The sequence below is a fragment of the Delftia lacustris genome (assembly GCF_040267515.1).
GTDB lineage: Bacteria > Pseudomonadota > Gammaproteobacteria > Burkholderiales > Burkholderiaceae_C > Comamonas > Comamonas tsuruhatensis.
The window spans coordinates 3,587,747-3,609,192 of the sequence record NZ_CP141274.1; the positions used below are offsets into that span (position 1 = coordinate 3,587,747).

The following is a 21,446-nucleotide window of genomic DNA, read 5'->3' on the forward strand; positions in this document are numbered from 1 at the left end:
GACCGTCCTTTCATCAAACAACCGGGACGGGCGCGCCGGGCAGGATCAAGACACGGCCCTGCCACCGGCAGGACACGCCCCACCAAGGCAGGAGCCATCAGCCCCTTGCAGGGCGGTTTCGGGAAGCTCCATTCCCATGGATGCAGCCATTGCTGCGGTGGTCGAGTTTACTCCGGGCAAGCGAGCACAGGCAGCCATCCCGTGGCGGCAATACCGACCCTGCATCCCTTGCAGCGGCCTATTGGAATAACTTAACCTCAACCGATTCACCGTACCGGGATACCATCACTCCCATTCATTCACCGAGATGCATATGCGCCTATTGACTCTGACAATCGTTGCGACATTTCTGGCTTTACCTGCCACCGCCCAGGTCTATCAATGCAAGGATGTTTCTGGAAAACTGATTTTTTCAGACAGCCCCTGCAGCAGCGACCAATCCGGCGCACTGATACAGCGCAAAAAATCGGACGATGAAATCTACCGCGAACGGGCCGAGGCCGCAGAGGCCAATGAGCGAAAGCAGCAGCGCCAGATGAACGAAATGCAGCAGCGCCAGATCGAGAGCCAGCAGCGCGTCATCGAACAGCAGGCCCGCAAGGCGAATGCTCCTGCACCGGAGCAGCTCGGCGCATCCTCCCAGTGCAAGGAGGCGCGCAAGGAGCTGGAATTCGTATCCAGCATTCGCACCCTTTCCCTGGATGAAAAACGGATACGCACCAATGCAGCAATCACCAGCGTCAATGCTGCATGCGGCTCCAATACGCCGCTGATGCAGGAACCACCGAAGCCGGTTTTCACACCGCGGGCGGCCCAGCCTGTTCCTCTATCCAGTTGCAAGGGTGCACTTTGCTACGACAGCAATGGCGGAATCTACAACCGCAACGGCCAATTCATCAGTGACAGTCAAGGGCGGAGCTGCCGAATACTGGGTGGAACCATGATTGAGTGCGACTGAGCGCGGTCCATCACACTCTCGGCCTTCACCGGCTTCGCCGGCAGGTGGCAACCCCCAAGTCCCGTCCGACCAGGGGTCCGCAAGGCGTTGCAGGGTGTAATTCGCTGATACAGCTGCGCGGGCGACAGAGCGTGCCAGTGATCGGCTTCACCTGCCAGGGCTTGCTGGCATCTGCGCGGCTTGTGTAACCACGGCTGCGCGATCTGGCGCGGGCCGAAGCCTTCAGCCTCAAGCCCGGGGCTGGTTGAACGACAATGTGACCGTCGGGCCTCGGGGCCCTGGCTGCGCAAGCGTCACACAATAGTCAGGCAGGCCGGTTCAGGTAGGCGTTGATGATGCCCAGGGCAAAGCGCAAAAGCGGATCAGAACATTTGCCGACAACCTCTTGCGCGGCAACCCAGAGATAAATCAAAGGCTTATGAGAGATTCACAGGCAATGAACATCATCATTCTTGACGACTACCAGGACGCCGTACGCAAGCTGGACTGTGCGCGGCTGCTGGAGCCGTTCAACGCCAAGGTCTTCACCAATACCGTCAAGGGTGTGGGCCAGCTGTCGGTGCGGTTGCGCGATGCGGACATCATCGTGCTGATCCGCGAACGCACGCAGATCAGCCGGCAGTTGCTGGAAAAACTCCCGCGCCTGAAGCTGATCGCGCAGACCGGCAAGGCCGGCGCCCATATCGACGTGCAGGCCTGCACCGACCAGGGCGTTGCGATTGCCGAGGGCGTGGGCTCACCCATCGCACCGGCCGAGCTGACCTGGTCGCTGATCATGGCGGCCACGCGGCGGCTGCCGCAGTACATCGCCAACCTCAAGCACGGCGCATGGCAGCAATCGGGGTTCAAGGCGGCGTCCATGCCCGCCAATTTCGGGCTGGGCAGCGTGCTGCACGGGCGCACGCTGGGCATCTGGGGGTATGGCCGCATTGGCAGGCTGGTGGCCCACTATGGCCATGCCTTCGGCATGAAGGTTCTGGTCTGGGGCAGCGAGTCCTCGCGCCAGAAGGCACAGGCCGACGGCTTTTCGGCCGCCGCTTCGCGCGAGGATTTCTTTGCCGAATCCGATGTGCTGTCCATGCATCTTCGCCTGCATGAGGCCACACGCGGCATCGTCACCGCCCAGGATCTGGCGCGCATGAGACCCACAGCCCTGTTCGTGAACACCTCGCGCGCCGAACTGGTGGAGGCCGATGCGCTGCTGGGCGCGCTCAACCGTGGCCGCCCCGGCCTGGCGGCCGTGGATGTCTTCGAGAGCGAGCCCATTCTCCAGGGCCACGCACTGCTGCGGCTGGAGAACTGCATCTGCACGCCGCACATCGGCTATGTGGAGCAAGACAGCTATGAGCTGTATTTCCGCGCCGCCTTCGACAATGTGGTGAACTTCGCTGCAGGCCAGCCCAGCAACATCCTCAATCCCGAGGTGTTCTCAGGCCCGGCACGCGCAGGCTGAAGGCCGGGTCAGGCGGGCACCTCACCCTTCACCCGCCTACCCGATCAGGGATCAACGCCCCCCGCCCTGTACAGCATCGCCGCGTGCGGCACTCGCCCGGTGGGCCAGTTCGTCGGCCACGGCCTCGTAGACGGCTTGGCGCACCACCGACTCCACCTCTTCGCGCAGGCGCACGACGATGGATCGCGTCTGCTGCTGCACCACCGTGGCGATGGCATCGCGCAGGCGCTGGTCCAGCACCAGGTCCACGCGCTGCATGAGGCGATGGACCAGATACTCCTCGGTGACCTGCTGCGCGTGGCTGTCCCAGATGGACTCCATGGTGGGCAATACACAGGCGGGTGATGCCCCAGGTGCTCCAGGTGCCGCAGATGCCGCAGATGCCGGATCCGGCTCGACCCCTTGCGTGGCAGCGTCGGCCTGCACCACCGGCGCGGCAGGAATGGCATCCTCGATCGCTGCGGCCGGGGCCACCTCTGGCACATCGGCCGGTTCGGCAACTTCGGCCACTTCGAGCAGACGGCTCTCCTGGGCCAGCTGCATTTCCACGGACGGCGCACTGGGCGGCAGATAGTCGGAATGCACGGGCTGCACTGCAGGCCGCGGGCCCTGTCCAGGCGGCGCAGGCTCGGCGACCATGGACCGCTGGGGTTGCAGATCCAGGGGCAGCGGCGGCAGGGACGCGGGCATGGAAACCAGGCCGCGGCGTGGCGCAAGCATGCCTTCGCTCGCCCAGGAATCGGTCTCGCCACTGTGCGGCAGTTCGGAAGCAGCGACAGCGGGCGGTTCTGCCACCGGCGACTGCGCCGCATCGACCGGCACGACATCGGTGAGCGTGGGAACAAAGCGTGGCGGGGTTTTGGAGGGAGCGCTCATGGCTTACTCCTTGAGGACCAGGTCATGGCGCTTGATGGAAATCCCCTGCGCCACGTAATGCTTCCAGCGCTGCCGGGCCAGATGCCGGTCCTCCTCATCGGTGGCAGACACCACTTCAACGACACGCGCAAAGCGCTCGAATCCTTCTGGCACATCGCCGCCCAGATTGACCAGCATGTCGTGGTGCGGCGCGCTGTCCAGCCGCTCCAGCAGCACGATGGGCGAGAAGGCCACAATGCCGGCCCCATCGCCTTCGACGGCGTGGGCAAGGAAATCGGTGGGCGAGACACTCCAGAGCCTGGGCGACAAGGCCTTGAGCGACGCGGAAGATCCCAGCACCACCAGTTGCGTGCGATGCCGCAGTGCCTTGCGCGCAAGACGGCACACATAGGCCAGCTTGTCAGGCGCGTTGAAATGGAACGCCACTTCAGTCAAGCGACGCTCCTTTCGCGCAGGCCCGTGCGGATGGGGACGATGCCATCAGGCCTGCTCCGGCTGGACTGCAGCGGCTGCCTTGCGGCGGCTGGCAGAGCCGGCCTTGGGCGCCGCAACCGACTTGGGCGCGCCGGCCCTGGATGGCGCCTTGCCGGCATCAACGCTGGCCAGCAGGTAGTGCAGCAGCAGGCCCACGGGGCGGCCCGTACCGCCCTTGGCGGCGCCGCTCTTCCAGGCCGTGCCGGCGATGTCAAGATGAGCCCAGGGAATGTCTCCCACGAAGCGCTGCAGGAACTTGGCCGCCGTGACTGCGCCACCTGCGCGGCCTGCCACATTGCCCATGTCGGCGAAATTGCTCTTGAGGCCTTCGCCATACTCCTCGTCCAGCGGCATGCGCCAGCACGGGTCGAGCGCGGCATCGCCCGCCTGCTCCAGCGCACGGGCCAGCTCGTCGCTGGTCGAAAACATGCCGCTGCGCAGCCCGCCCAGGGCGATGACGCAAGCACCGGTCAGCGTGGCGATGTCCACCATGGCGCGGGGCTTGAAGCGGGCGGCGTAGGTCAGCGCATCGCAGAGCACGAGGCGGCCTTCGGCATCGGTGTTGAGGATTTCTATGGTCTGGCCACTCATGCTGGTGACCACGTCGCCCGGCTTGACGGCTGCGCCTCCGGGCATGTTCTCGGAGGCCGGAATGAGCCCGACCACGTTGATGGCCGGCTGCAGCTGGGCCAGCGCCTGGAACACGCCCAGCACGCTGGCGGCACCGCCCATGTCGAACTTCATCTCGTCCATTTCGGCGGCAGGCTTGAGCGAGATGCCGCCGGTATCGAAGGTAATGCCCTTGCCCACCAGCACCACGGGCGCGGCGCCCTTGGCGCCGCCGTTGTAGTGCAGCTCGATGAAGCGCAGCGGCTGCTCCGACCCCTGGGCCACGGCCATGAAGGCGCCCATGCCGAGCTTGGCGACTTCGGCGGGGCCGTGGATCTTGCAGCTGATGCCGGGCAGCTTGGCCAGGGCACGGGCTGCGTCGGCCAGCAGCATGGGAGTGGCGTGGTTGGCCGGGCGATTGGCCCATTCGCGCGCCAGGGCCATGCCTTCGGCCTGGGCCACGGCGATCTTGAAAGCGGCGGCGATGCCGCCCTTGTCCCCGCCCTTGTCGCCGGACTTGCCGGACGCGGCACTGGCGCCCGTCGCCGCGATCACCAGCTTCTTGAGCGCCACAGGCTTGGCCTGGGGCTTGGTGTGGGTATAGCTGTAGCAGGCATCGGCCGCTGCCACCACCGCTGCTGCAACAGCGCCACCCGTGGCCTCGAAGCCGAAGCACAGCACGGCCTTGCCAACGCCGCTTGCCTTGAGGGCCGAGCCTGCGCCTGCCACGGCCTGGCGTACGTCGCGGGCCGAGCCGCTGCCTGCGCCCAGCAGCACGACGCGGCGGGCGGCCACGGCCGGCAGGCCGTACAGTGCCAACTGCTTGCCGGCTGCCGTTTCGAAATCTCCGGCCTTGACCGCGTGAGCGACCAGGGTGGACAGCGCGTCGCTGCCCGTGGCCGTGGCTTCGGTCACCAGCACCAACAACAGGTCACACTTTTCACGTACTGCAGCGGCAGTCGTCAACGGCTTCAGTTCAAAGTTCATAATCGGCGTTTTCCTTTCAGCCAATGTTATTCGATTCATCCATACGCAAAGAGCTGGCCCGCAGCTTCGGTGCCACGGTCGTGGTGCTGATCACGGTCGTCATGACCATGATGCTGATCCGCACGCTGGGTCAGGCTTACAAGGGCAATGTCAGCCCTTCCGACGTTCTGCTGGTCATGGGATATACGGTGCTTGGCCAGTTGCCAACCATCCTGGGCCTGGGACTTTTCGTGGCCGTGGTCGGTTCACTGTCGCGCATGTACCGCGACAGCGAGATGGTGATCTGGTTCGCCGCAGGCCAGGGACTGGCCAGCCTGCTGCGCCCGCTGCTGCGCTTTGCCTGGCCGGTGCTGGCCGTGATCGCCGTGCTGGGCCTGGGCATCCTGCCCTGGGCCAATCAGCAGATCGAGCAGATCAAGACCCAGTTCGAGCAGCGCAGCGACATCGACCGCATCGCTCCCGGTGAGTTCCAGGAGTCTGCCGGCGGCTCGCGCGTGTTCTTCATCGACAAGGACGTGCCCAGCGCCACCGCTGCCAACAATGTGTTCATCGTGGCCAATGAGCGCGGGCGCGAGTCCGTGACCTCGGCGCGCGGGGCGCGGCTGGAAGTGGTCAAGGGCGAACGCATGGCCGTGCTGACCGACGGCCAGCGCATGGAGACGCAGACCAGCGACGGCTCGGTGAAGATCAGCGAGTTCAAGGAATACGGCACGCAGCTCGGCAGCGGCAACAATCTGGCCGCCGCCGAGGAAATGGCCGCGCGCAGCACGTACACGCATGAGCTGCTGCCGCGCACCGAACCCATCTACCGCGCCGAACTGGGCTGGCGCATAGGCCTGCCTCTGGCGGCGCTGAACTTCGTGATCCTGGGCCTGGCCGTGGCCAGCGTGAACCCGCGTGCCGGTGGCAGCGGCAGCCTCATGCTCGCGCTGTTCGCCTTCATCGTGTACTACAACCTCATGACGCTGGGCGAGAACTGGGTGGCCTCGGGCAAGCTGAGCATGCCCGCCATGACGGCCCTGCTGCACGGCGGCACGTTGCTGCTGGCGCTGCTGGTGCTGCTGGTGCGGCACAGGCGCTGGTCGCCGCGCGATCTGTGGCGCAGGCCCTGCAAGCCGACTGCCCTGGACGACGCGAAGGCGGTGCCATGATGAGAGTTCTGAGAAACCTGCTGTACCGCGACATCATCGCGGCCGTCGGCTATGTGACGCTGGCCTTCCTGGCGCTGTTCTTCTTCTTCGATCTGGTCGATGAGCTGCGATGGGTCGGGCGCGGCGGCGACAACGGCTACAAGATCACGCACGCGCTGCTTTTCGTGGTGCTGCGCATTCCCAGCCACCTGTACGAGCTGATGCCCATCACCGTGCTGATCGGCACCATCTACGTGATGGCGCGCTTTGCCCAGAGTTCGGAATTCACCATCATGCGCACCAGCGGCATGGGCCCCTGGCTGGCGCTGCGCACGCTGATGGTGCTGGGCCTGGGCTTTGTGCTGGTCACCTTCGGCACCGGCGACTACCTGGCACCTGCGGCCGAGAACGCGGGCCAGAACATCCGCGCCATCCACCTGGCCCAGCTGTCACGCGGGGCCACGGGTGCCTGGCTCAAGGAGCGCCAGGGCGATCATTCCATTGCCATCAACGTGCGTGCCATTCGCGGGCCGGGCGATTTCTCGAATGTGCGCATCTTCGACTTTGACGGCCAGGGCCGCATCTCTGCCCAGATCCATGCGGAATCGGCGCAGGTGAGCGAGGACGGCGAATCCTGGATGCTCCAGGGCGTGCAGGCCAGCCGCCTGACGGCCAAGCCCGACGGCGGCATGGTGCTGCAGCGCGAGAAAGAAGACAGCATGAACTGGAAGACGGGCATCAGCGCCGAGATGGTCTCGGCCGCTTTGCTCAAGCCCGATCGCATGTCCACCATCTCGCTGTTCCAGTATGTGCGCCACCTGGAAGCCAACGGCCAGGCTGCGCAGAAGTACGAGATCGAGTTCTGGCGCAAGGTCTTCTACCCGATGAGCTGCCTGGTGATGGTGGTGCTGGCCCTGCCTTTCGCCTACCTGCATTTCCGCTCGGGCGGCATCGCGGCCTATGTGTTCGGCGGCGTCATGGCCGGCATCAGCTTCTTCCTGCTGAACAACGTGTTCGGCTACATCGGCACGCTGCAGACCTGGTCGCCCTGGCTGACCGCTGCGGCGCCGGGCCTGCTCTACAGCCTTCTTTCATTGACGGCCTTCACCTGGCTGGTGCTGCGCCGCTAGGACCGTTGCCATGCAAAACGAGACAACATCTGCCGGCAGGACCGGACTGATCCTGTTGGCACACGGCTCGCGCGACGCCTTGTGGCGCCAACCCATCGAGGCCGTGCTGAAGGCCGTTCAGCAGACGCATCCCCAATCCCTGGCCGCCTGCGCCTACCTGGAGGCCTGCGCGCCCGACCTGCCCACCGCCGCGCGCGGGCTGGTCGAGGCCGGCGCCACGCACATCACCGTGCTGCCCCTGTTCCTTGGCACGGGCAAGCATGCGCGCGAGGACATCCCGAAGCTGGTGCAGGAGATAAGCGATACCCATCCGCAGGTGGCCGTGGACCTGCAGCCGGCCGTGGGCGAGCATCCGCGTGTCACGGCCCTGCTGGCAGAACTGGCACTGGTGGCCACGGAGCCCCGTGGCGCGCCGGGAAGCTGAAATAACGAATCGCTTCTTTATATAAATGCAGCATAATGGCGCGCAGCACCCTGCTGTCACCGCCATGAACCTGCACCAATTCCGATTCGTCCAAGAAGCGGCGCGCCGCAACCTCAACCTCACCGAGGCGGCCAAGGCCCTGCACACCTCGCAGCCCGGCGTCTCCAAGGCCATCATCGAGCTGGAGGAAGAGCTGGGCATCGACATCTTTGCGCGCCACGGCAAGCGCCTCAAGCGCATCACCGAACCCGGCCTGGAGGTGCTCAAGAGCATCGAGCTCATCATGCGCGAGATCGGCAATCTCAAGCGCATCGGCGAGCAGTACAGCGCCCAGGACAGCGGCACGCTGTCGATTGCCACCACCCACACACAGGCCCGTTACGTGCTTCCGCCTGCCGTGGCACGGCTGCGCGACCTGTATCCCAAGGTCACGATCAGCCTGCACCAGGCCACTCCGGCAGAGGTGGCGCGCATGGTCATCGACGAGGTGGCCGACATCGGCATGGCCACCGAATCCCTGGCCGACTACCCCGATCTCGTCACCCTGCCCTGCTACGAATGGCAGCATGTGCTGGTCATGCCAACAGGCCACCCGCTGGCGCAGAAAGAGCGCATCACGCTGGACGACATCGCCCACGAATCGCTGATCACCTACCACCCTTCGTTCACGGGTCGCGGCAAGATCGACCAGGCCTTTGCCACGCGCCGCCTGCGTCCGCGCATCGTGCTGGAGGCCATTGACTCCGACGTGATCAAGACCTATGTGCGCCTGGGCTTGGGCATCGGCATCGTGGCCGAAATGGCCATGCGCGACGACCCGGTCAATGACCTGGTCGTGCGCCCCATGGGCCACCTGTTCGGCCAGAGCGTGGCACGCGTGGCCATCAAGCGAGGTGCCTACCTGCGCAATTTCGTCTACCGATTCGCCGAACTGCTCAGCGACCGCCTGACGCGCGATCTCATCATGCGCGCCATGAACGGCCACGTGCACGACTACGAACTCTGATCCTCCGCCCCACCGGACCTGCAGTGCGGGTCCGCTCCCGCTGTCCGCTGTTTCCGCCATGACTTCTGCCACGCCCCGCACGCCCGCCTTCCCCAGCCGCCTGCCCCATGTGGGCACGACCATCTTCACCACCATGTCGGCCCTGGCCGCCGAGCACCAGGCGGTGAACCTGGGCCAGGGCTTTCCCGATTTCGGCTGCGACCCCAGGCTGGTCGATGCCGTCACGGCCGCCATGCAGGCCGGCCACAACCAGTACCCGCCCATGCCCGGCCTGCCCCAGCTGCGCCAGGCCATGGCCGACAAGATGCAGGCGCTGTACGGCCGCAGCTACGATGCGGGCACCGAGATCACGGTCACGGCCGGCGCCACGCAGGCCATCCTCACCGCCATCCTGGCCACCGTGCATGCTGGCGACGAGGTCATCGTGCTCGACCCCTGCTACGACAGCTACGTGCCCAACATCGAGCTGGCCGGCGGCGTGCCCGTGCGCGTACCGTTGACGCCGGGCAGCTTCAAGCCCGACTTCGCCAAAATTGCCGCCGCCATCACGCCGCGCACCCGGCTTTTGATCATCAACAGCCCGCACAACCCCAGCGCCACCATCTGGAGCGATGCCGAGATGCTGCAGCTGCAGGAGCTGCTGGCGCCCACCGACGTGCTGCTGATCAGCGACGAGGTCTACGAGCACATGGTCTACGACGGCCGCCAGCACCAGAGCGCCGCGCGCTTTGCCGGCCTGGCGGCGCGCGCCTTCATCGTCTCCAGCTTCGGCAAGACCTACCATGTCACGGGCTGGAAGGTGGGCACCGTCGCCGCGCCGGCCGCACTCACGGCCGAGTTCCGCAAGGTCCACCAGTTCAACGTCTTCACCGTCAACACACCCATGCAGGCGGGCCTGGCCAGCTACATGGCCGACCCCGCGCCCTATCTTCAGCTGCCCGCCTTCTACCAGGCCAAACGCGATCTTTTCCGCCAGGGCCTGGAAGGCTCGCGCCTGCGCCTTCTGCCCACGGCGGGGACCTATTTCGTCTGCGCCGACATCTCGGCCGTGTCGGACCTGGACGAAGCCGCGTTCTGCCAGTGGCTGGTCCGGGAGCATGGCGTGGCGGCCATCCCGCTGTCGGCCTTCTATGGCGACGGCTTCGACCAGCGCGTGGTGCGCTTTTGCTTTGCCAAGCAGGACAGCACGCTGCGCGCGGCACTGGATCGGCTGCGCAAACTCTGAGGTTTGTGGGCGAGCGGGCCTGCAGCCCCGGATAATGAGAAGCATTCTCGAATCCAGCTGCGGGCCTTTTGTTCCGCTCACCCATGCCCTCCTCCTCCCAGCGCTACACCACGGCGCAGCTCGACGCCATGCGCCAGCGCCACGGTTTCAGCGTGCGCTTTCTCTCTGCCGTCTCCGAAAACGATTGCATCTTCGAGGGACAGGTGCAGGAGCACCAGCTGCCCTCGGGCCTGCAACTGGTCAGCTCCGACATCCGCATCGACCACGGCTATGAATCCACATCCGAGCACCCGCGGCGCTTCACCGCCGTGGTCCTGCTCGACGGCCAGGCCGAGCTGCAGTTGCCGGGCGCCCGCCGTGCACTGAGCGTGACGCGCCATGCGGCGGCGGCATTCTCGTGCGGCGACACCGAGATTCTCAAGGCCACACATGCCGCAGGCCAGACGGTGCGCGGCTTCAACCTGTCCATCGAGGCGCCCGAGGCCTGCGCCGATGCCGAACTGGCCGAGCTGCTGCACCAGGCCATGCGGCAACCCGGCCCGCCACTGCATGCCTGGTCGCTGCCCGAGCACCTGGCCGTCTCGCTGCGCCAGCTGCTCGATGGCGTCTGGAGCGGCAGCCTGGCCCGGCTGCACCGCGAAGGCATTGCGCTGCAGGTGCTGGCCTGCGCGCTGCAGGCACATGCGCAGCCGCGGCCTGCGCCCTTGTCGCGCATCCATCCCCGGGACAGGCGCGGCCTGGAGCGCGTGCGCGAGTGCATGGATGCAGCGCCGGGCCAGGCGTACAGCCTGGACGACCTGGCGCGCCTGGCCTGCATGAGCCCGACCACGCTGCGCGAGAAATTCCAGGCCGCCTACGGCCAGACCGTGTTCGGCTGGCTGCGCGAGCGCCGAATGCAGCTGGCGCGCGAGCGGCTGGCACAGGGCTGGAGCGTGCAGGAAGCGGCCGACTGCGTGGGCTTTCAGCACGCCAGCAATTTCGCCACGGCCTTTCGCCAGCGCTTCGGCCACGCGCCCAGCCAAGGCAGCCTGCGTCGCAAGCCATAGGACTGGCGTCGCCGGGAACAGGCGGCGGCGGCGCACATTTCCCACAATCCGGGCTCACGCCCAGGACCATGGAAATGATGAGCATTCGCATCCAAAACCACGCCCCGCGACAACCCCAAGGCGCGCGGACCCCGCTGTCCCTGCTGATCTGTGCCCTGTGTGCCGCCCCTGCGTCAGCAGTCTGGGCCGCCGACGAGGACAGGCCCCCTGCCAGGAAAGGCGACACCGAACTGGGCACCGTCACCGTGCGCGCCGCCGCCGATGCCGGCACCACCGAAGGCACGGCCCGCTATACCAGCGGCTCCACAGGCACGGCCACGGGCCTGCAACTGTCGGCACGCGAAACTCCGCAGTCGGTCAGCGTGATCACGCGCCAGCTCATGGACGATGCCGGCCAGCTCACGGTCTCGCAGACGCTGGAGGCCTCCGCGCCCGGCCTGTCGGTGAGCCGCAGCGACAGCAACCGCTACCAGTTTTCCTCGCGCGGCTTCGGCGTCAGCAACTTCCAGTTCGACGGGCTGGCCTCGCCCATCAACAGCCTGTGGAACTTCGGCGCCACCGACATGGACACCGCCTTCTACGACCGCGTGGAAATCGTGCGCGGCGCCACGGGCCTGCTCAATGGCTCGGGCGATCCGTCGGCCACGGTGAACTTCGTGCGCAAGCAGCCGCGCGAGACGGCGGGGGGCCATGCATCGCTGACGCTGGGCCGCTGGAACCTGCGCCGCGCCGAGGCCGATCTGTCCCTGCCGCTGGACCGCGAAGGCCGCGTGCATGGCCGCGTCGTGGCCGTGCAATCGGACAGCGACAGCTACGTCAGCCACTTCGGCCAGCGCAGGCAGGGCCTGTACGCCGTGGTGAGCGCGGCCCTGACGCCCGCCACCCGGCTCGTGACCAGCCTCGAATACCAGAAGAACACCAGCCCCGGCATGGGCGCCGGCTTTCCGCTGTTCCATGCGGACGGCAGCCGCACGGACTTCGACCGCTCGGTGTCCAACAACACGCGCTGGTCGCATTTCGGCACGGAGAACACCACGGCCACGCTGGACCTGACGCACCGGCTGGACAACCGCTGGCTGCTGCGCGCCGCCTACAGCCGCAACGACGGCAACTACGACATGCGCTACGTCTACCGGGGCGGCGCGCCGGACGCCAGCACCGGCCTGGGCATGGCCAACTCCTTCATCAAATACCGGGGCGACCGCTCGCGCGACAGCCTGCACCTCACGGCCAGCGGCCCGGTCGCGCTGTTCGGGCGCCAGCACGAGATTGCCGTGGGCTGGAACCATGTGCGCGACGACATCGACATCCGCCGCTACGCACCGCTGGGCACGCCGCCCGCCACGGACAACTTCCTCGACTGGCGCAACGGCAGCCTGGCCGAGCCGGGCTGGTCCGACGTCTCCAACGGCGGCGACGACAGCCGCATGCGCCAAAGCGGCGGCTATGCCGTGGGGCGTTTCTCGCTGGCCGATGGCTGGACGGCCGTGGCCGGCGCCCGCCTGAGCCGCTGGTCCACGCGCCAGAACTACTTCGGCAGCCTGCGCGACTACCGCTACAGCAACGAAATCACGCCCTACGCCGGCCTGCTGTGGGACATCGATGCCCGGCACACGGCCTACCTGAGCTACACGGAAATCTTCACACCCCAGAACTACCGCGACAAGCAAGGCAGCATCCTGGACCCCGTCACCGGCCAGGCCTTCGAGTTGGGTCTCAAGGGCTCCTGGCTGCAGGACCGGCTGCAGGGTTCTGCCGCGCTGTTCCAGACCCGCCAGGACAACCTGGCGCAGGACACGGGCGAATTCATCGACGGCACCACAGACCAGAAGGCCTATCGCGGCGTCAAGGGCGCGCAGGTGCGCGGCATCGACCTGGAACTCAGCGGCGAGCCGGCCCGGGGCTGGCGCATGGGCGCCAGCTACACCCACTACACGGCACGCAGCGCCAGCGGCGCCGCCTTCAACACCACGCACCCGCGCAGCCTGGTCAAGCTCACGGCCATGCGCAGCTTCGAGGGTGCGCTGCAGGGCCTGAGCCTGGGCGGCAACCTGCGCTGGCAAAGCCGCATCTGGCAGAACGTGACCAACCCGCTGCGCCAGAGCGTGCAGGTAGGCCAGGGCAGCTACCTGGTGGTCAACCTCTCGGCCCACTACCGCATCGACCCCACCTGGTCGGCCAGCGTGCAGCTCAACAACGTGCTGGACCGCCAGTACTACAGCCAGATCGGCTTCTACAACCAGGGCTGGTGGGGCGAGCCGCGCAATCTGACGGTGAGCCTGAAGGCGGATTTCTGAGCTGCATCGGCATTGGCATCGGCATGGACATCGGCAATGCCCGCCCCACCCCGGCGCCGTAACGGGCGCTGGCCCATGCCATGGGGCGCATCGTGCACGTCCACGCAGGCGCCGCAAAGCCGCATGTTCGCGGGCAGTTGCACGGCAGCGCCGGAGTCGGATTCAGCAGCGGTGCGGTCCATGCCACAGGCGAGTCCAGGAGCCTTGCGCCGTGATGGCAGGCGCAATGACGGGCGCATGTCAACGCAATCCTTCTCATTTGCCGCACAAGGCCGAACAGGTCATTCGCCCGCCGCATGACGTCCTGCCAAAACATTGATTGACGTCAAGACAGCCACCGCCCAGCATTGGCCCGCCTGAAAAATCCGCCGCTGGCCCCAGCCGCTGCGCCACCAGAACATCGACAAGGAGACATCCCCCATGCCCCGTACCCTTTCACGCAAGCAATTCCTGCGCGCGGCCGCGCTGCTTGGCGCCACGCTGCTGCCCCTGCCCCAGGCCTGGGCGGATGCCTATCCCACCCGACCGGTCAAGCTGGTCGTGCCCTTCGCCCCTGGCGGCAATACCGATGTGCTGGCGCGCATGGTGGCACAGGGCCTGTCCGAGTCGCTGGGCCAGCCCGTGATCGTGGAAAACATCTCCGGCGCCAACGGCTCCATCGGCGCCAGCCGCGTGGCTTCGGCGGCCAATGATGGCTATACGCTGCTGTTCGGCACGGCCGGCACCCAGGCCATCAACCAGAGCCTGTACAAGAACCTGAGCGAGAAGAACCTGGGCGATTTCGAATACGTGGCCCTGGTCACCACCATCCCCAACGTGCTGGTGGTCAACGAGGCGCGCACGCCCGCCAGGACGGTGAAGGACCTGGTGGCACGCGCCGCCGCGCAAAAGACCGGCATGAGCTATGGCTCGCCGGGCAGCGGCTCCACGGTCCACCTGTCGGGCGAGCTGTTCAAGAGCGCCACCCAGCTGGACATGGTGCATGTGCCCTACAAGGGCAGCGCGCCGGCCCTGACCGACCTGCTGGGCGGCCAGATCGATTTCATCTTCGAGAACGTGACGCCCGCCCTGCCCTTCGTGCAGTCGGGCAAGCTCAAGGCCCTGGCCGTGACCTCGGAGCAGCGCCTGCCCGCCCTGCCCGATGTGCCGACCATGAAGGAAAGCGGCTACCCCGCCTTCGTGACCGGCACCTGGAACGGCGTGCTGGCACCCAAGGGCACGCCGACCGCCATCGTCAAGCGCCTGGAAGAGGCCACGCTCAAGGTGGCGGGCCATGCCGACTTCAAGTCCAAGGTGACGGCGCTGGGCGGCGAAGTGCGCCTGCTGGACTCCAAGGCCTTCCGCGAATTCACGCGGGCCGAGTACCAGCGCTGGAATGCCATCGTTCAGACGGCGAAGCTGGAGCGGCAATAACGCCGGCTCCGGTCCCCGCCTCCGGCGCCCGCTGGCGGCGGGCCCAGAACGTCTCGTTCGCCCAGCGCGGCTCCAGCGCATAGTAGTGCTCGTGATGGCTGCGGTACGCGGCGCGTATCGACCGGATCCACGCATCCCAGGCAGGCAACGCACCGGCGTCGCCCGCCAGGCTGCGGCGCACGGCCAGGGCGGCCTCGCTGCCGGTGACCAGGCTGTTGAGCAGGCCCTGCGATGCCAGCGGATCGAAGGACAGGCAGGCATCGCCCACGGCCAGCCAATCCGGCCCGCTGGCTGCATCCAGCCATTGCTCGTGGGCGGCGGCCACCCGCAACGGCTCCAGCACCTGGCTGCCCACGCTGCGCGCGCCCACCAGGGCCGTGCGATCGGCCATGTCCAGCAGATCCGCCGTGCTGCGCAGGCGGCGGGCTTCGGGCAGGTCGATATCGGTCTGCCAGGCAATCACGCAACTGCCATCAGGCAGATCGGCGCTGTACCACCAGCCTTCGGCATCCGACTCGATCATGGTGGTGCCTGCATGCTCATGCGATGGCGGCTCCACCCAGGCGTGAAAACAGACCAGGCGGCCGTCGCGGCGGACCTCGGCACCCGCCTGCCGGGCCACCCGGGCCGCGCGGCCCGTGGCATCGACCACGATGCGGCAGGACAGCTCCAACGGGCCGTGCGCCGGGTCGCCCTGCGCCCTATCGATCAGGCAGCGCCAGCGCATGGGCGCGCCCGGTGGCTGGCGCTGCAGGCTGCGCAGCGTGGCGGGCACCAGGCAGGGCACGCCACGGCTGCGCGCAGCCTCCAGCAGCATGGCGTCGAAGCGCTTGCGGTCCAGGTGCCAGCCCGCGCCATGCGGGTCGAACAGTGCGTCCTGAAAGATGACCTCGGAGCTTCCCCACAATGACCGCCGCGACCAGGCAGGACGGTGGTCCTGTGCCGCGAACGCATCCCACACGCCCAGGTCGGACAGAATCACCCGAGCCGCAGCGGGCAGGGCTTCGCCAATGGCCCGCCCTGCCTGCACGGCGCGTCCTACTAGCGCCACGCGGCAATGCCCTGCCAGTTGCGCGGCAACGGCCGCGCCCGCCGGTCCCGCGCCCACGACGAGCACATCCAGTTCATCCGGCAGCGGCGCGGTGGCCATGGCATGCGCAGACATAGACGTGGCCGCCATTCAGCGCGGCAGCACCGGGCCGCGCTGCGTCAGGGCGCGCAGCTGCTCTTCGTTGTCTGCGTCGAAGGGCTCGATGCGGGGAGGCGCTTCCTGCCCGGCCGGTTGCACGGCAGTCTTGAGCATGTGCGACGGCGCCGGGGCGATGCGGTTTTCCACCTGCATCACCGGCGGGAAGTCCTTGTCGCCAAGCGGGCCCGGCCGATTCTCGATGACGCCCATGTCACCGAAGTGGCTGATCATGCGGTTGATTTCGCTCTCATAGGCTCCCTCGCCCAGGGTGCGGAACCACGACTCGCGCCGGTTGAAGGCGGCGACACGCTGCTCGCGCGGCAGTTCGGTATCGATGACCTTTTCATAGGCCTCCTGCGTCAGCACCTGGTTGGGCACGCGGGCCGGCCAGAACGTGGGCAGGTAGGGGTCGTAGCGCGGGCCGTAGCCGGCGTAGTAGCCGCTGCGGCAGCTGGCGGTGTCGGTCTGCCAGGGAACGGCCATCCAGCGCGTGAGGTCACCGGCCACCTGTGCATACAGCGGCCCGCTCTCGGACAGCGCCACGGCGGGGGTGAGCCGCGAGCCGTAGAGCTGCAGCTCGGGCGGGTTCTCGGCCGCCTCGCGGATGCGAAATGGCGCCCGGTACATGCTGGCGTGGCGCATGGGCCAGGTGATCTCGCAACCCGGATGAAAGGCATCGGCCAGGCAGTCGTCCATGGCGGCATGGTCGAGCATGGTGGGCTGCTCCTGCAGCGGCACATCGGACAGCTGGGCCGGGTACTTCTGGCCGGGCGTCCAGTCGGAGAGAAAGTGGCCTGCGGCCCACAGGTCCAGCATCCTCAGCTGCGTGGCCGTCAGCGCCGCATGCTGGCGCGGCGTGTCGGCCGGCGGCACGGCCATGGCGTCGCCATACAGCCAGGGCCAGGGCTGGGGGGATGCGCCGTCCCGGTCAAAGCGCCGGAAGGCATTGGCCACCTGCTGGCGCAGCTCGGCCCAGGTCGTGCCCGGGCTGTTGAGCCTGGCGATCCACGCCTCGTCATCCGCACTGGCGGCGGCACCCCAGCCGAACTGGGCGGCAAAGCCCTTGTTCGCCCACTGCAGGCTGCTCTGGCGCTGGAGTATGGGCAGAATGTGCCGGCTGAAGGAGACCTGCAGCGGAAACGCAGCCATGCCCGAGCGGATGAAAACATCCTCCATCAGGTCCTTCATGGTGCGCACCGACTTCATCTGCGGGCCGTAGTTGGGCGGCGCAACCGTGACCCATGCCGCATCCACCGGCACGGAAACGCCGGCCACGACGACCTTCGCGCGCACCGGGCCGTCGGCCACATCGTCATGCCAGCCCTCGTTGTTCGCAAACGTAGTGGCCTTGGAGCCATCCACGGAGGCAGAGACGCCCCGGCCTCCCAGCACGAGAAGCTGGCCCGTCTTTTCAATGCGCAATTCGCCCAGATAAACCGGCTTGCCGCAGAAACTGCCGCTATCGAATGCCACCGGGGCCGAGCCTTTGGCAATGCGGCGGGCTCCCGGTCGAATGGCCAGGCTTTTCCGGTCCTTCACCGTGGCATTGCGCAAAATCGTGGGATCGGCCGTTGCGGCTTCAGGCACGTCCAGCGCCAATTGGAATTGATACCAGGCGGCCTTGGTATTGGCCAGTTCGACTTCCCATTCGATTTCGTCCTGGTCGGCCGTGAGTTCACGCACCACCTCGCCCGCGGCGTTGTAGCCGTAGATGCGAAAGCGCGCAGCCTGGCGCTTGAGCGCGCCCTGCGCATCACGCAGGCTGCCCGGCGCCATGGGCGGCACATGCATCAGCTCGGGGCCGACATAGTACCCATCCGAGCTATTGCCAATACGCGCCACACCAATTCCCGGGTGTATGGCAGCACGCACAATGGTGGAGTCGATTCCCATTTGTCGCCCTTTCAGTTGCTGAGACACTGATTGCAACAAACGGTATCAAAAATGCCGAGACAAAGTTAATTATCGGGAATCGACAATCCATAGCAGCGCGCAAATCGATTCATATGAACCCATTGGCGCAAAAGATGCCGAATCGCTATTGATAATGAATTGGCAAGATAAATACCGGTTCACAGCAGCACGATGTCGTAACGTTCTGATTCAGAGAATTTTCCCTTAACTATCAATAGGTTAGCCGTTCTTTCCATGTCCTAAATCGCCCTACCCACCCAGCTAGTCACCCACCGTCGATGCGACACCATGGAACCAAAAGATCCACGTTGGAGAACCACCTGCATCGTCGATTCTCATCGAAGCTGAGCTCGTGTCTAGCAAGTGCACTCGGTCGTGTGAAAGCCGCATTCCGCCATGACTCACCGCCCAAAGCGGTCACACCGTGATCGCAACGCGCAGAAGCAGCAGGCTGATTTGGACGAAGCATAGGCAGGTGAAACCCGCCTTGTGAGAATCGCCTCACGTCGCCGATAAAGGTCCACAACTGCCGCAGCATCGAGCAGCCAGACTTGGTGCGAGCGCATCTTGCCACTTAGTCCAACGACGGAAACAAAGGCATAGGGTTCGACCATCGCGTCCGTTTGGATCTCAATGGCAAGCCGTTGCGCCGACAACTGAATGATGTCCGACAAGTAGGTGCGGTCTTGGTCACGTGTCTTTAGCTCTACCAGCACCAGTGATCCGGTTGGCAGTCGATACACGCGATCTACCTTCACGACAAGCCGGATCGGTTCCTGAATACGAAACAGTTCCTCCTTATGGACCAGTTCGGCATGGACCAGTTCTCGCGGCCGGGACGCTCGCTCGCCAGATAGGCGCCGACGGGTCCACAGTCGCGCCAGCCAAAGTGTCAGCACCAAGCCGGCGAGAACATAGGCAGCCGACCAGGTCACGGCAAACTCCTGTTGCCGAGCACCTTCTCACACCGGGCAACCACGATGCGCAGCAGGCGGCGCACCCCGACCACCGTTGCAGGCGATCGCTCCAAGACGCGACAACCCATCGGTGCCACTCGGTAGTACGCCGCCACCAGGGGCCTCCCCCACAGCCGACGCAGCAGCACCGCATCGCGGTATTCGCGAAGCACCTGCGTCTCCCACGCATCCGGGCCGAAGACGAAGGTAGCCACGAAGCACCTGCGGTCCCCCGTCGCGGCCAGTCCCTCCTTCAAGTACTGCTGGTGGGCCGCGTGCCCTCGAGACATGGCTTTGAGCTGCTCGGGCGTGACCTGTTCGCCGTATATATAGGCAAGCTGCACTCTCTTCTCACAAAAACCCATCTCTGCCAATTCCGTCGCGCTCACCTCGGCCCCCAGTCCCTTACTTTGGTTGGACATACACACCTCACTCGGCCAGAACCGGCGCGAAGACGTCGTTGGTCACCGTCGCGCGCGCTGATGGATCGCCGCCTATGGGGACTTGCACCAGGCGAGCCCCCTCCACGGCAAACACCCCGTACTGCACCAGCAATCCGTCATAGGCCAGCACACGCAGTCGGTTCACGCGCTTGGCACCTTGCGAAAACCGCACCAATTCGTCGTACAGCCGCGGGTTGTCCGCCCGCGCGAGCTCGAACACCAGCCGCACCGGTTTGGGCTCGCTCTGGGGGTGTGCGGTCATACGGCCTCCCCTGCCTCGCGATCACCGCCGGGGGCCATGGCGCTGGCAGCATAGTTCTGCCCCGCGAGCTGAAACCCCCTCACATTCGCGAACATCGGCTCCTTGACCTCGTGGATCCGGTGCTTCGGAAACGCCGCCTTCACCGCCTTCTTGAACAGGAAGGCCCCGCCGCCCACCAGAATGATGTTCTGCAGGCTCTCGGGCGTTTCGATCCACTGCCGCATGGTGGACACCGCCTGCTGGGCCACGCTCTCGGCCAGCGGTAGGTGCTTTTTCATGTCGTAGGGCTTCTGGAAAATCACCGGCGCCTTGCCGGTGCGCAGTGCCAGGTCGATCGCGTCGTAGTCGCGGTACGGGGTGCCGATGTCCTTCGAGATCTCGGCCGCCAGCAGGCGCAGCACGTCGGACATGCCGCGGTTGATCGAGTGCGACTGCTTCTGCACCAGGCGCATGCCGCGCGTAACCAGCCAGTCGAAGGTGCGCGAGCCGGGATCGATGACCAGGCTCTGCTCGGTGCCGATGGTCTCGATCTTCTGGTGCTCGGCCGCGTAATGGACCAACGCGCCCTGCGGCTGCGCCACTGCCATCGTCTTGGCCACCGTCACGGTCTTGCCGCCGCCGACCTGGTGGCTGCCGACCATGGCTTTCTCGAGCGCCGCCTTCTTCAAGGTGAACAGCGCCACCGGCAGGCCGACGATCAGCAGGTCGATGTGGGGCACCTTCATCATGCTGAGCGCGCCGCGCAACAGCGCCATGTACTCCGGCGACTCGGTGTATTCGTCGTGCAGTTGCTTGGCGCGAAAGGTGTCGGCGGCCAGACCGACGTCGGGCCCGACCTCGTAGAACAGCGGGCCAACCGGGATGCAGAAGGTCTTGCGCCGTTCGCTGGCCGGCCACTGCGGCGTCTCGCCGCTGGACGGGTAGGCAACCGACGGGAAGCTAGCGCAGCGGATTTCGGTGCCCACGACGCCAGTGACGAGTTTGGTGTTGCCGGATCCGACATCCACCGCTCTGACGATCAATTCCATGAGAGAGCTCCAAGGTAAGGAAACATGACGGTCAGCATCCCCAAGGCGATGCGACCACGCCACGCGCAATCCGCACGAAATGACCCGGCTTTCGGGATCGGGCGTCACTGGCTGCCACTCCAAGGAGATTCGGGCGGCAGCCCAGTGACACCCGCCGAGCGTCAACCCCGCGACGAACTGCTTGTGTGCCATCACGGTCTCACTGCTCTGGCACTCGTCAACCCCACCGACGCGCCGACAACGCGCGTGGTCCGGTGGAGTTGCATGAGCGCTTGGGAACCCAGCTCGGGACCAGAGGCAGAGCTTTTGCCTGTCAAGCCCGCATGCAGCCTTGCTCTGCGGCGGTGCGGGACAATAAATCGCCCCTATCACCCCGTCGCGTGCCCGCAAGCGCCACCTGCAAGGCGGTGTCCATGCCGTCGCATGGCCACGCCAGCATTGACCTGCAAGCCCCTTTCGTCATCCACTACAGACTCCCGAGGGCCATCCTTGGCCCGCTCCTTCGCGGAGCAAAAGGCGTCGCAGTCGTTACCTGCCCTTCAAGCCCCGGCCCCGAGCCGGGCTGGCCGTCGCCCCGAGGCGACCGCCCCGAGGTTCTCTTTCGTGGTGCATGTGCCTTCGACCCT

General features: G+C 66.1%; 19 protein-coding genes and 1 riboswitch. Of the genes, 10 read left to right on the forward strand and 9 right to left on the reverse strand.

What is annotated here, in order from left to right; translation table 11 throughout:
- Positions 1-81: 81 nt before the first annotated feature.
- A riboswitch (Fluoride riboswitch) is annotated at positions 82-145 on the reverse strand.
- 168 nt (positions 146-313) lie between these two features.
- Together U6958_RS17815 and U6958_RS17820 are read left to right on the forward strand one after the other, a co-directional pair.
- Entirely contained in the window at positions 314-958 is a 645-nt protein-coding gene (locus U6958_RS17815; protein ID WP_074922388.1) for a DUF4124 domain-containing protein, read from the forward strand.
- A 436-nt stretch (positions 959-1,394) separates the two neighbouring features.
- Entirely contained in the window at positions 1,395-2,411 is a 1,017-nt protein-coding gene (locus U6958_RS17820; RefSeq protein ID WP_016445887.1) for a D-2-hydroxyacid dehydrogenase family protein, read from the forward strand.
- 51 nt (positions 2,412-2,462) lie between these two features.
- Here U6958_RS17820 and U6958_RS17825 read toward each other — a convergent pair whose 3' ends face one another.
- Genes U6958_RS17825 through U6958_RS17835 form a run of 3 tightly spaced genes read right to left on the reverse strand, consistent with a single transcriptional unit; the run spans position 2,463 to position 5,357 of the window.
- Complete coding sequence (locus U6958_RS17825) at positions 2,463-3,287, reverse strand: hypothetical protein (protein ID WP_074922355.1); 825 nt, start codon at positions 3,285-3,287, stop codon at positions 2,463-2,465.
- A gap of 3 nt (positions 3,288-3,290) precedes the next feature.
- Positions 3,291-3,722 (reverse strand): DNA polymerase III subunit chi, encoded by a 432-nt coding sequence (locus tag U6958_RS17830; protein ID WP_016445885.1) that lies wholly within the window; start codon positions 3,720-3,722, stop codon positions 3,291-3,293.
- Positions 3,723-3,767: 45 nt separating this feature from the next.
- On the reverse strand, positions 3,768-5,357 hold the full coding sequence (locus U6958_RS17835; protein ID WP_074922357.1) for a leucyl aminopeptidase: 1,590 nt from the start codon (positions 5,355-5,357) through the stop codon (positions 3,768-3,770).
- Between the two features lie 23 nt (positions 5,358-5,380).
- On the opposite strand from U6958_RS17835, the gene lptF reads away from it, so the two are divergent.
- The 8 genes from lptF to U6958_RS17875 all read left to right on the forward strand — a co-directional run bounded on the left by lptF (position 5,381) and on the right by U6958_RS17875 (position 15,028).
- Positions 5,381-6,508, forward strand: coding sequence for an LPS export ABC transporter permease LptF (gene lptF / locus U6958_RS17840; RefSeq protein ID WP_016445883.1), 1,128 nt, complete (start codon positions 5,381-5,383; stop codon positions 6,506-6,508).
- Positions 6,508-7,617, forward strand: coding sequence for an LPS export ABC transporter permease LptG (gene lptG / locus U6958_RS17845; RefSeq protein WP_017407657.1), 1,110 nt, complete (start codon positions 6,508-6,510; stop codon positions 7,615-7,617). The genes lptF and lptG overlap by 1 nt, the downstream gene beginning before the upstream one ends.
- 10 nt (positions 7,618-7,627) lie before the next feature.
- On the forward strand, positions 7,628-8,041 hold the full coding sequence (locus U6958_RS17850) for a sirohydrochlorin chelatase (protein WP_016445881.1): 414 nt from the start codon (positions 7,628-7,630) through the stop codon (positions 8,039-8,041).
- Positions 8,042-8,105: 64 nt separating this feature from the next.
- Positions 8,106-9,047 (forward strand): CysB family HTH-type transcriptional regulator, encoded by a 942-nt coding sequence (locus tag U6958_RS17855; RefSeq protein ID WP_016445880.1) that lies wholly within the window; start codon positions 8,106-8,108, stop codon positions 9,045-9,047.
- Between the two features lie 58 nt (positions 9,048-9,105).
- Positions 9,106-10,272, forward strand: coding sequence for a pyridoxal phosphate-dependent aminotransferase (locus U6958_RS17860; protein ID WP_016445879.1), 1,167 nt, complete (start codon positions 9,106-9,108; stop codon positions 10,270-10,272).
- Positions 10,273-10,355: 83 nt separating this feature from the next.
- Positions 10,356-11,318 (forward strand): helix-turn-helix transcriptional regulator, encoded by a 963-nt coding sequence (locus U6958_RS17865; protein ID WP_074922359.1) that lies wholly within the window; start codon positions 10,356-10,358, stop codon positions 11,316-11,318.
- Between the two features lie 77 nt (positions 11,319-11,395).
- A complete protein-coding gene (locus U6958_RS17870) occupies positions 11,396-13,615 on the forward strand; it encodes a TonB-dependent siderophore receptor (RefSeq protein WP_244160483.1) in 2,220 nt (739 codons plus the stop codon).
- A gap of 420 nt (positions 13,616-14,035) precedes the next feature.
- Positions 14,036-15,028: a tripartite tricarboxylate transporter substrate binding protein gene (locus U6958_RS17875; RefSeq protein WP_074922362.1), complete on the forward strand. Its 993-nt coding sequence runs from the start codon at positions 14,036-14,038 to the stop codon at positions 15,026-15,028.
- On the opposite strand, the gene U6958_RS17880 is transcribed toward U6958_RS17875, so the two are convergent.
- The 6 genes from U6958_RS17880 to U6958_RS17905 form a co-directional block, all read right to left on the reverse strand.
- Positions 14,964-16,193, reverse strand: a complete 1,230-nt coding sequence (locus U6958_RS17880) for an NAD(P)/FAD-dependent oxidoreductase (protein ID WP_074922364.1) — start codon at positions 16,191-16,193, stop codon at positions 14,964-14,966. The two genes, U6958_RS17875 and U6958_RS17880, sit on opposite strands and share 65 nt — an antisense overlap.
- Before the next feature lie 15 nt (positions 16,194-16,208).
- Positions 16,209-18,110: a LodA/GoxA family CTQ-dependent oxidase gene (locus U6958_RS17885; protein WP_074922367.1), complete on the reverse strand. Its 1,902-nt coding sequence runs from the start codon at positions 18,108-18,110 to the stop codon at positions 16,209-16,211.
- Between the two features lie 422 nt (positions 18,111-18,532).
- Entirely contained in the window at positions 18,533-19,066 is a 534-nt protein-coding gene (locus U6958_RS17890) for a PD-(D/E)XK nuclease family protein (RefSeq protein ID WP_074922369.1), read from the reverse strand.
- Positions 19,063-19,509 carry a CFI-box-CTERM domain-containing protein gene (locus U6958_RS17895; RefSeq protein WP_016445873.1) on the reverse strand — a complete coding sequence of 149 codons (447 nt, stop codon included), beginning with the start codon at positions 19,507-19,509 and terminating at the stop codon, positions 19,063-19,065. Before U6958_RS17895 ends, U6958_RS17890 begins: the two co-directional genes overlap by 4 nt.
- Positions 19,510-19,516: 7 nt before the next feature.
- Positions 19,517-19,792 (reverse strand): hypothetical protein, encoded by a 276-nt coding sequence (locus U6958_RS17900; protein ID WP_016445872.1) that lies wholly within the window; start codon positions 19,790-19,792, stop codon positions 19,517-19,519.
- Positions 19,789-20,820, reverse strand: a complete 1,032-nt coding sequence (locus U6958_RS17905) for a PRTRC system protein D (RefSeq protein WP_016445871.1) — start codon at positions 20,818-20,820, stop codon at positions 19,789-19,791. Before U6958_RS17905 ends, U6958_RS17900 begins: the two co-directional genes overlap by 4 nt.
- Between the last annotated feature and the right edge of the window lie 626 nt (positions 20,821-21,446).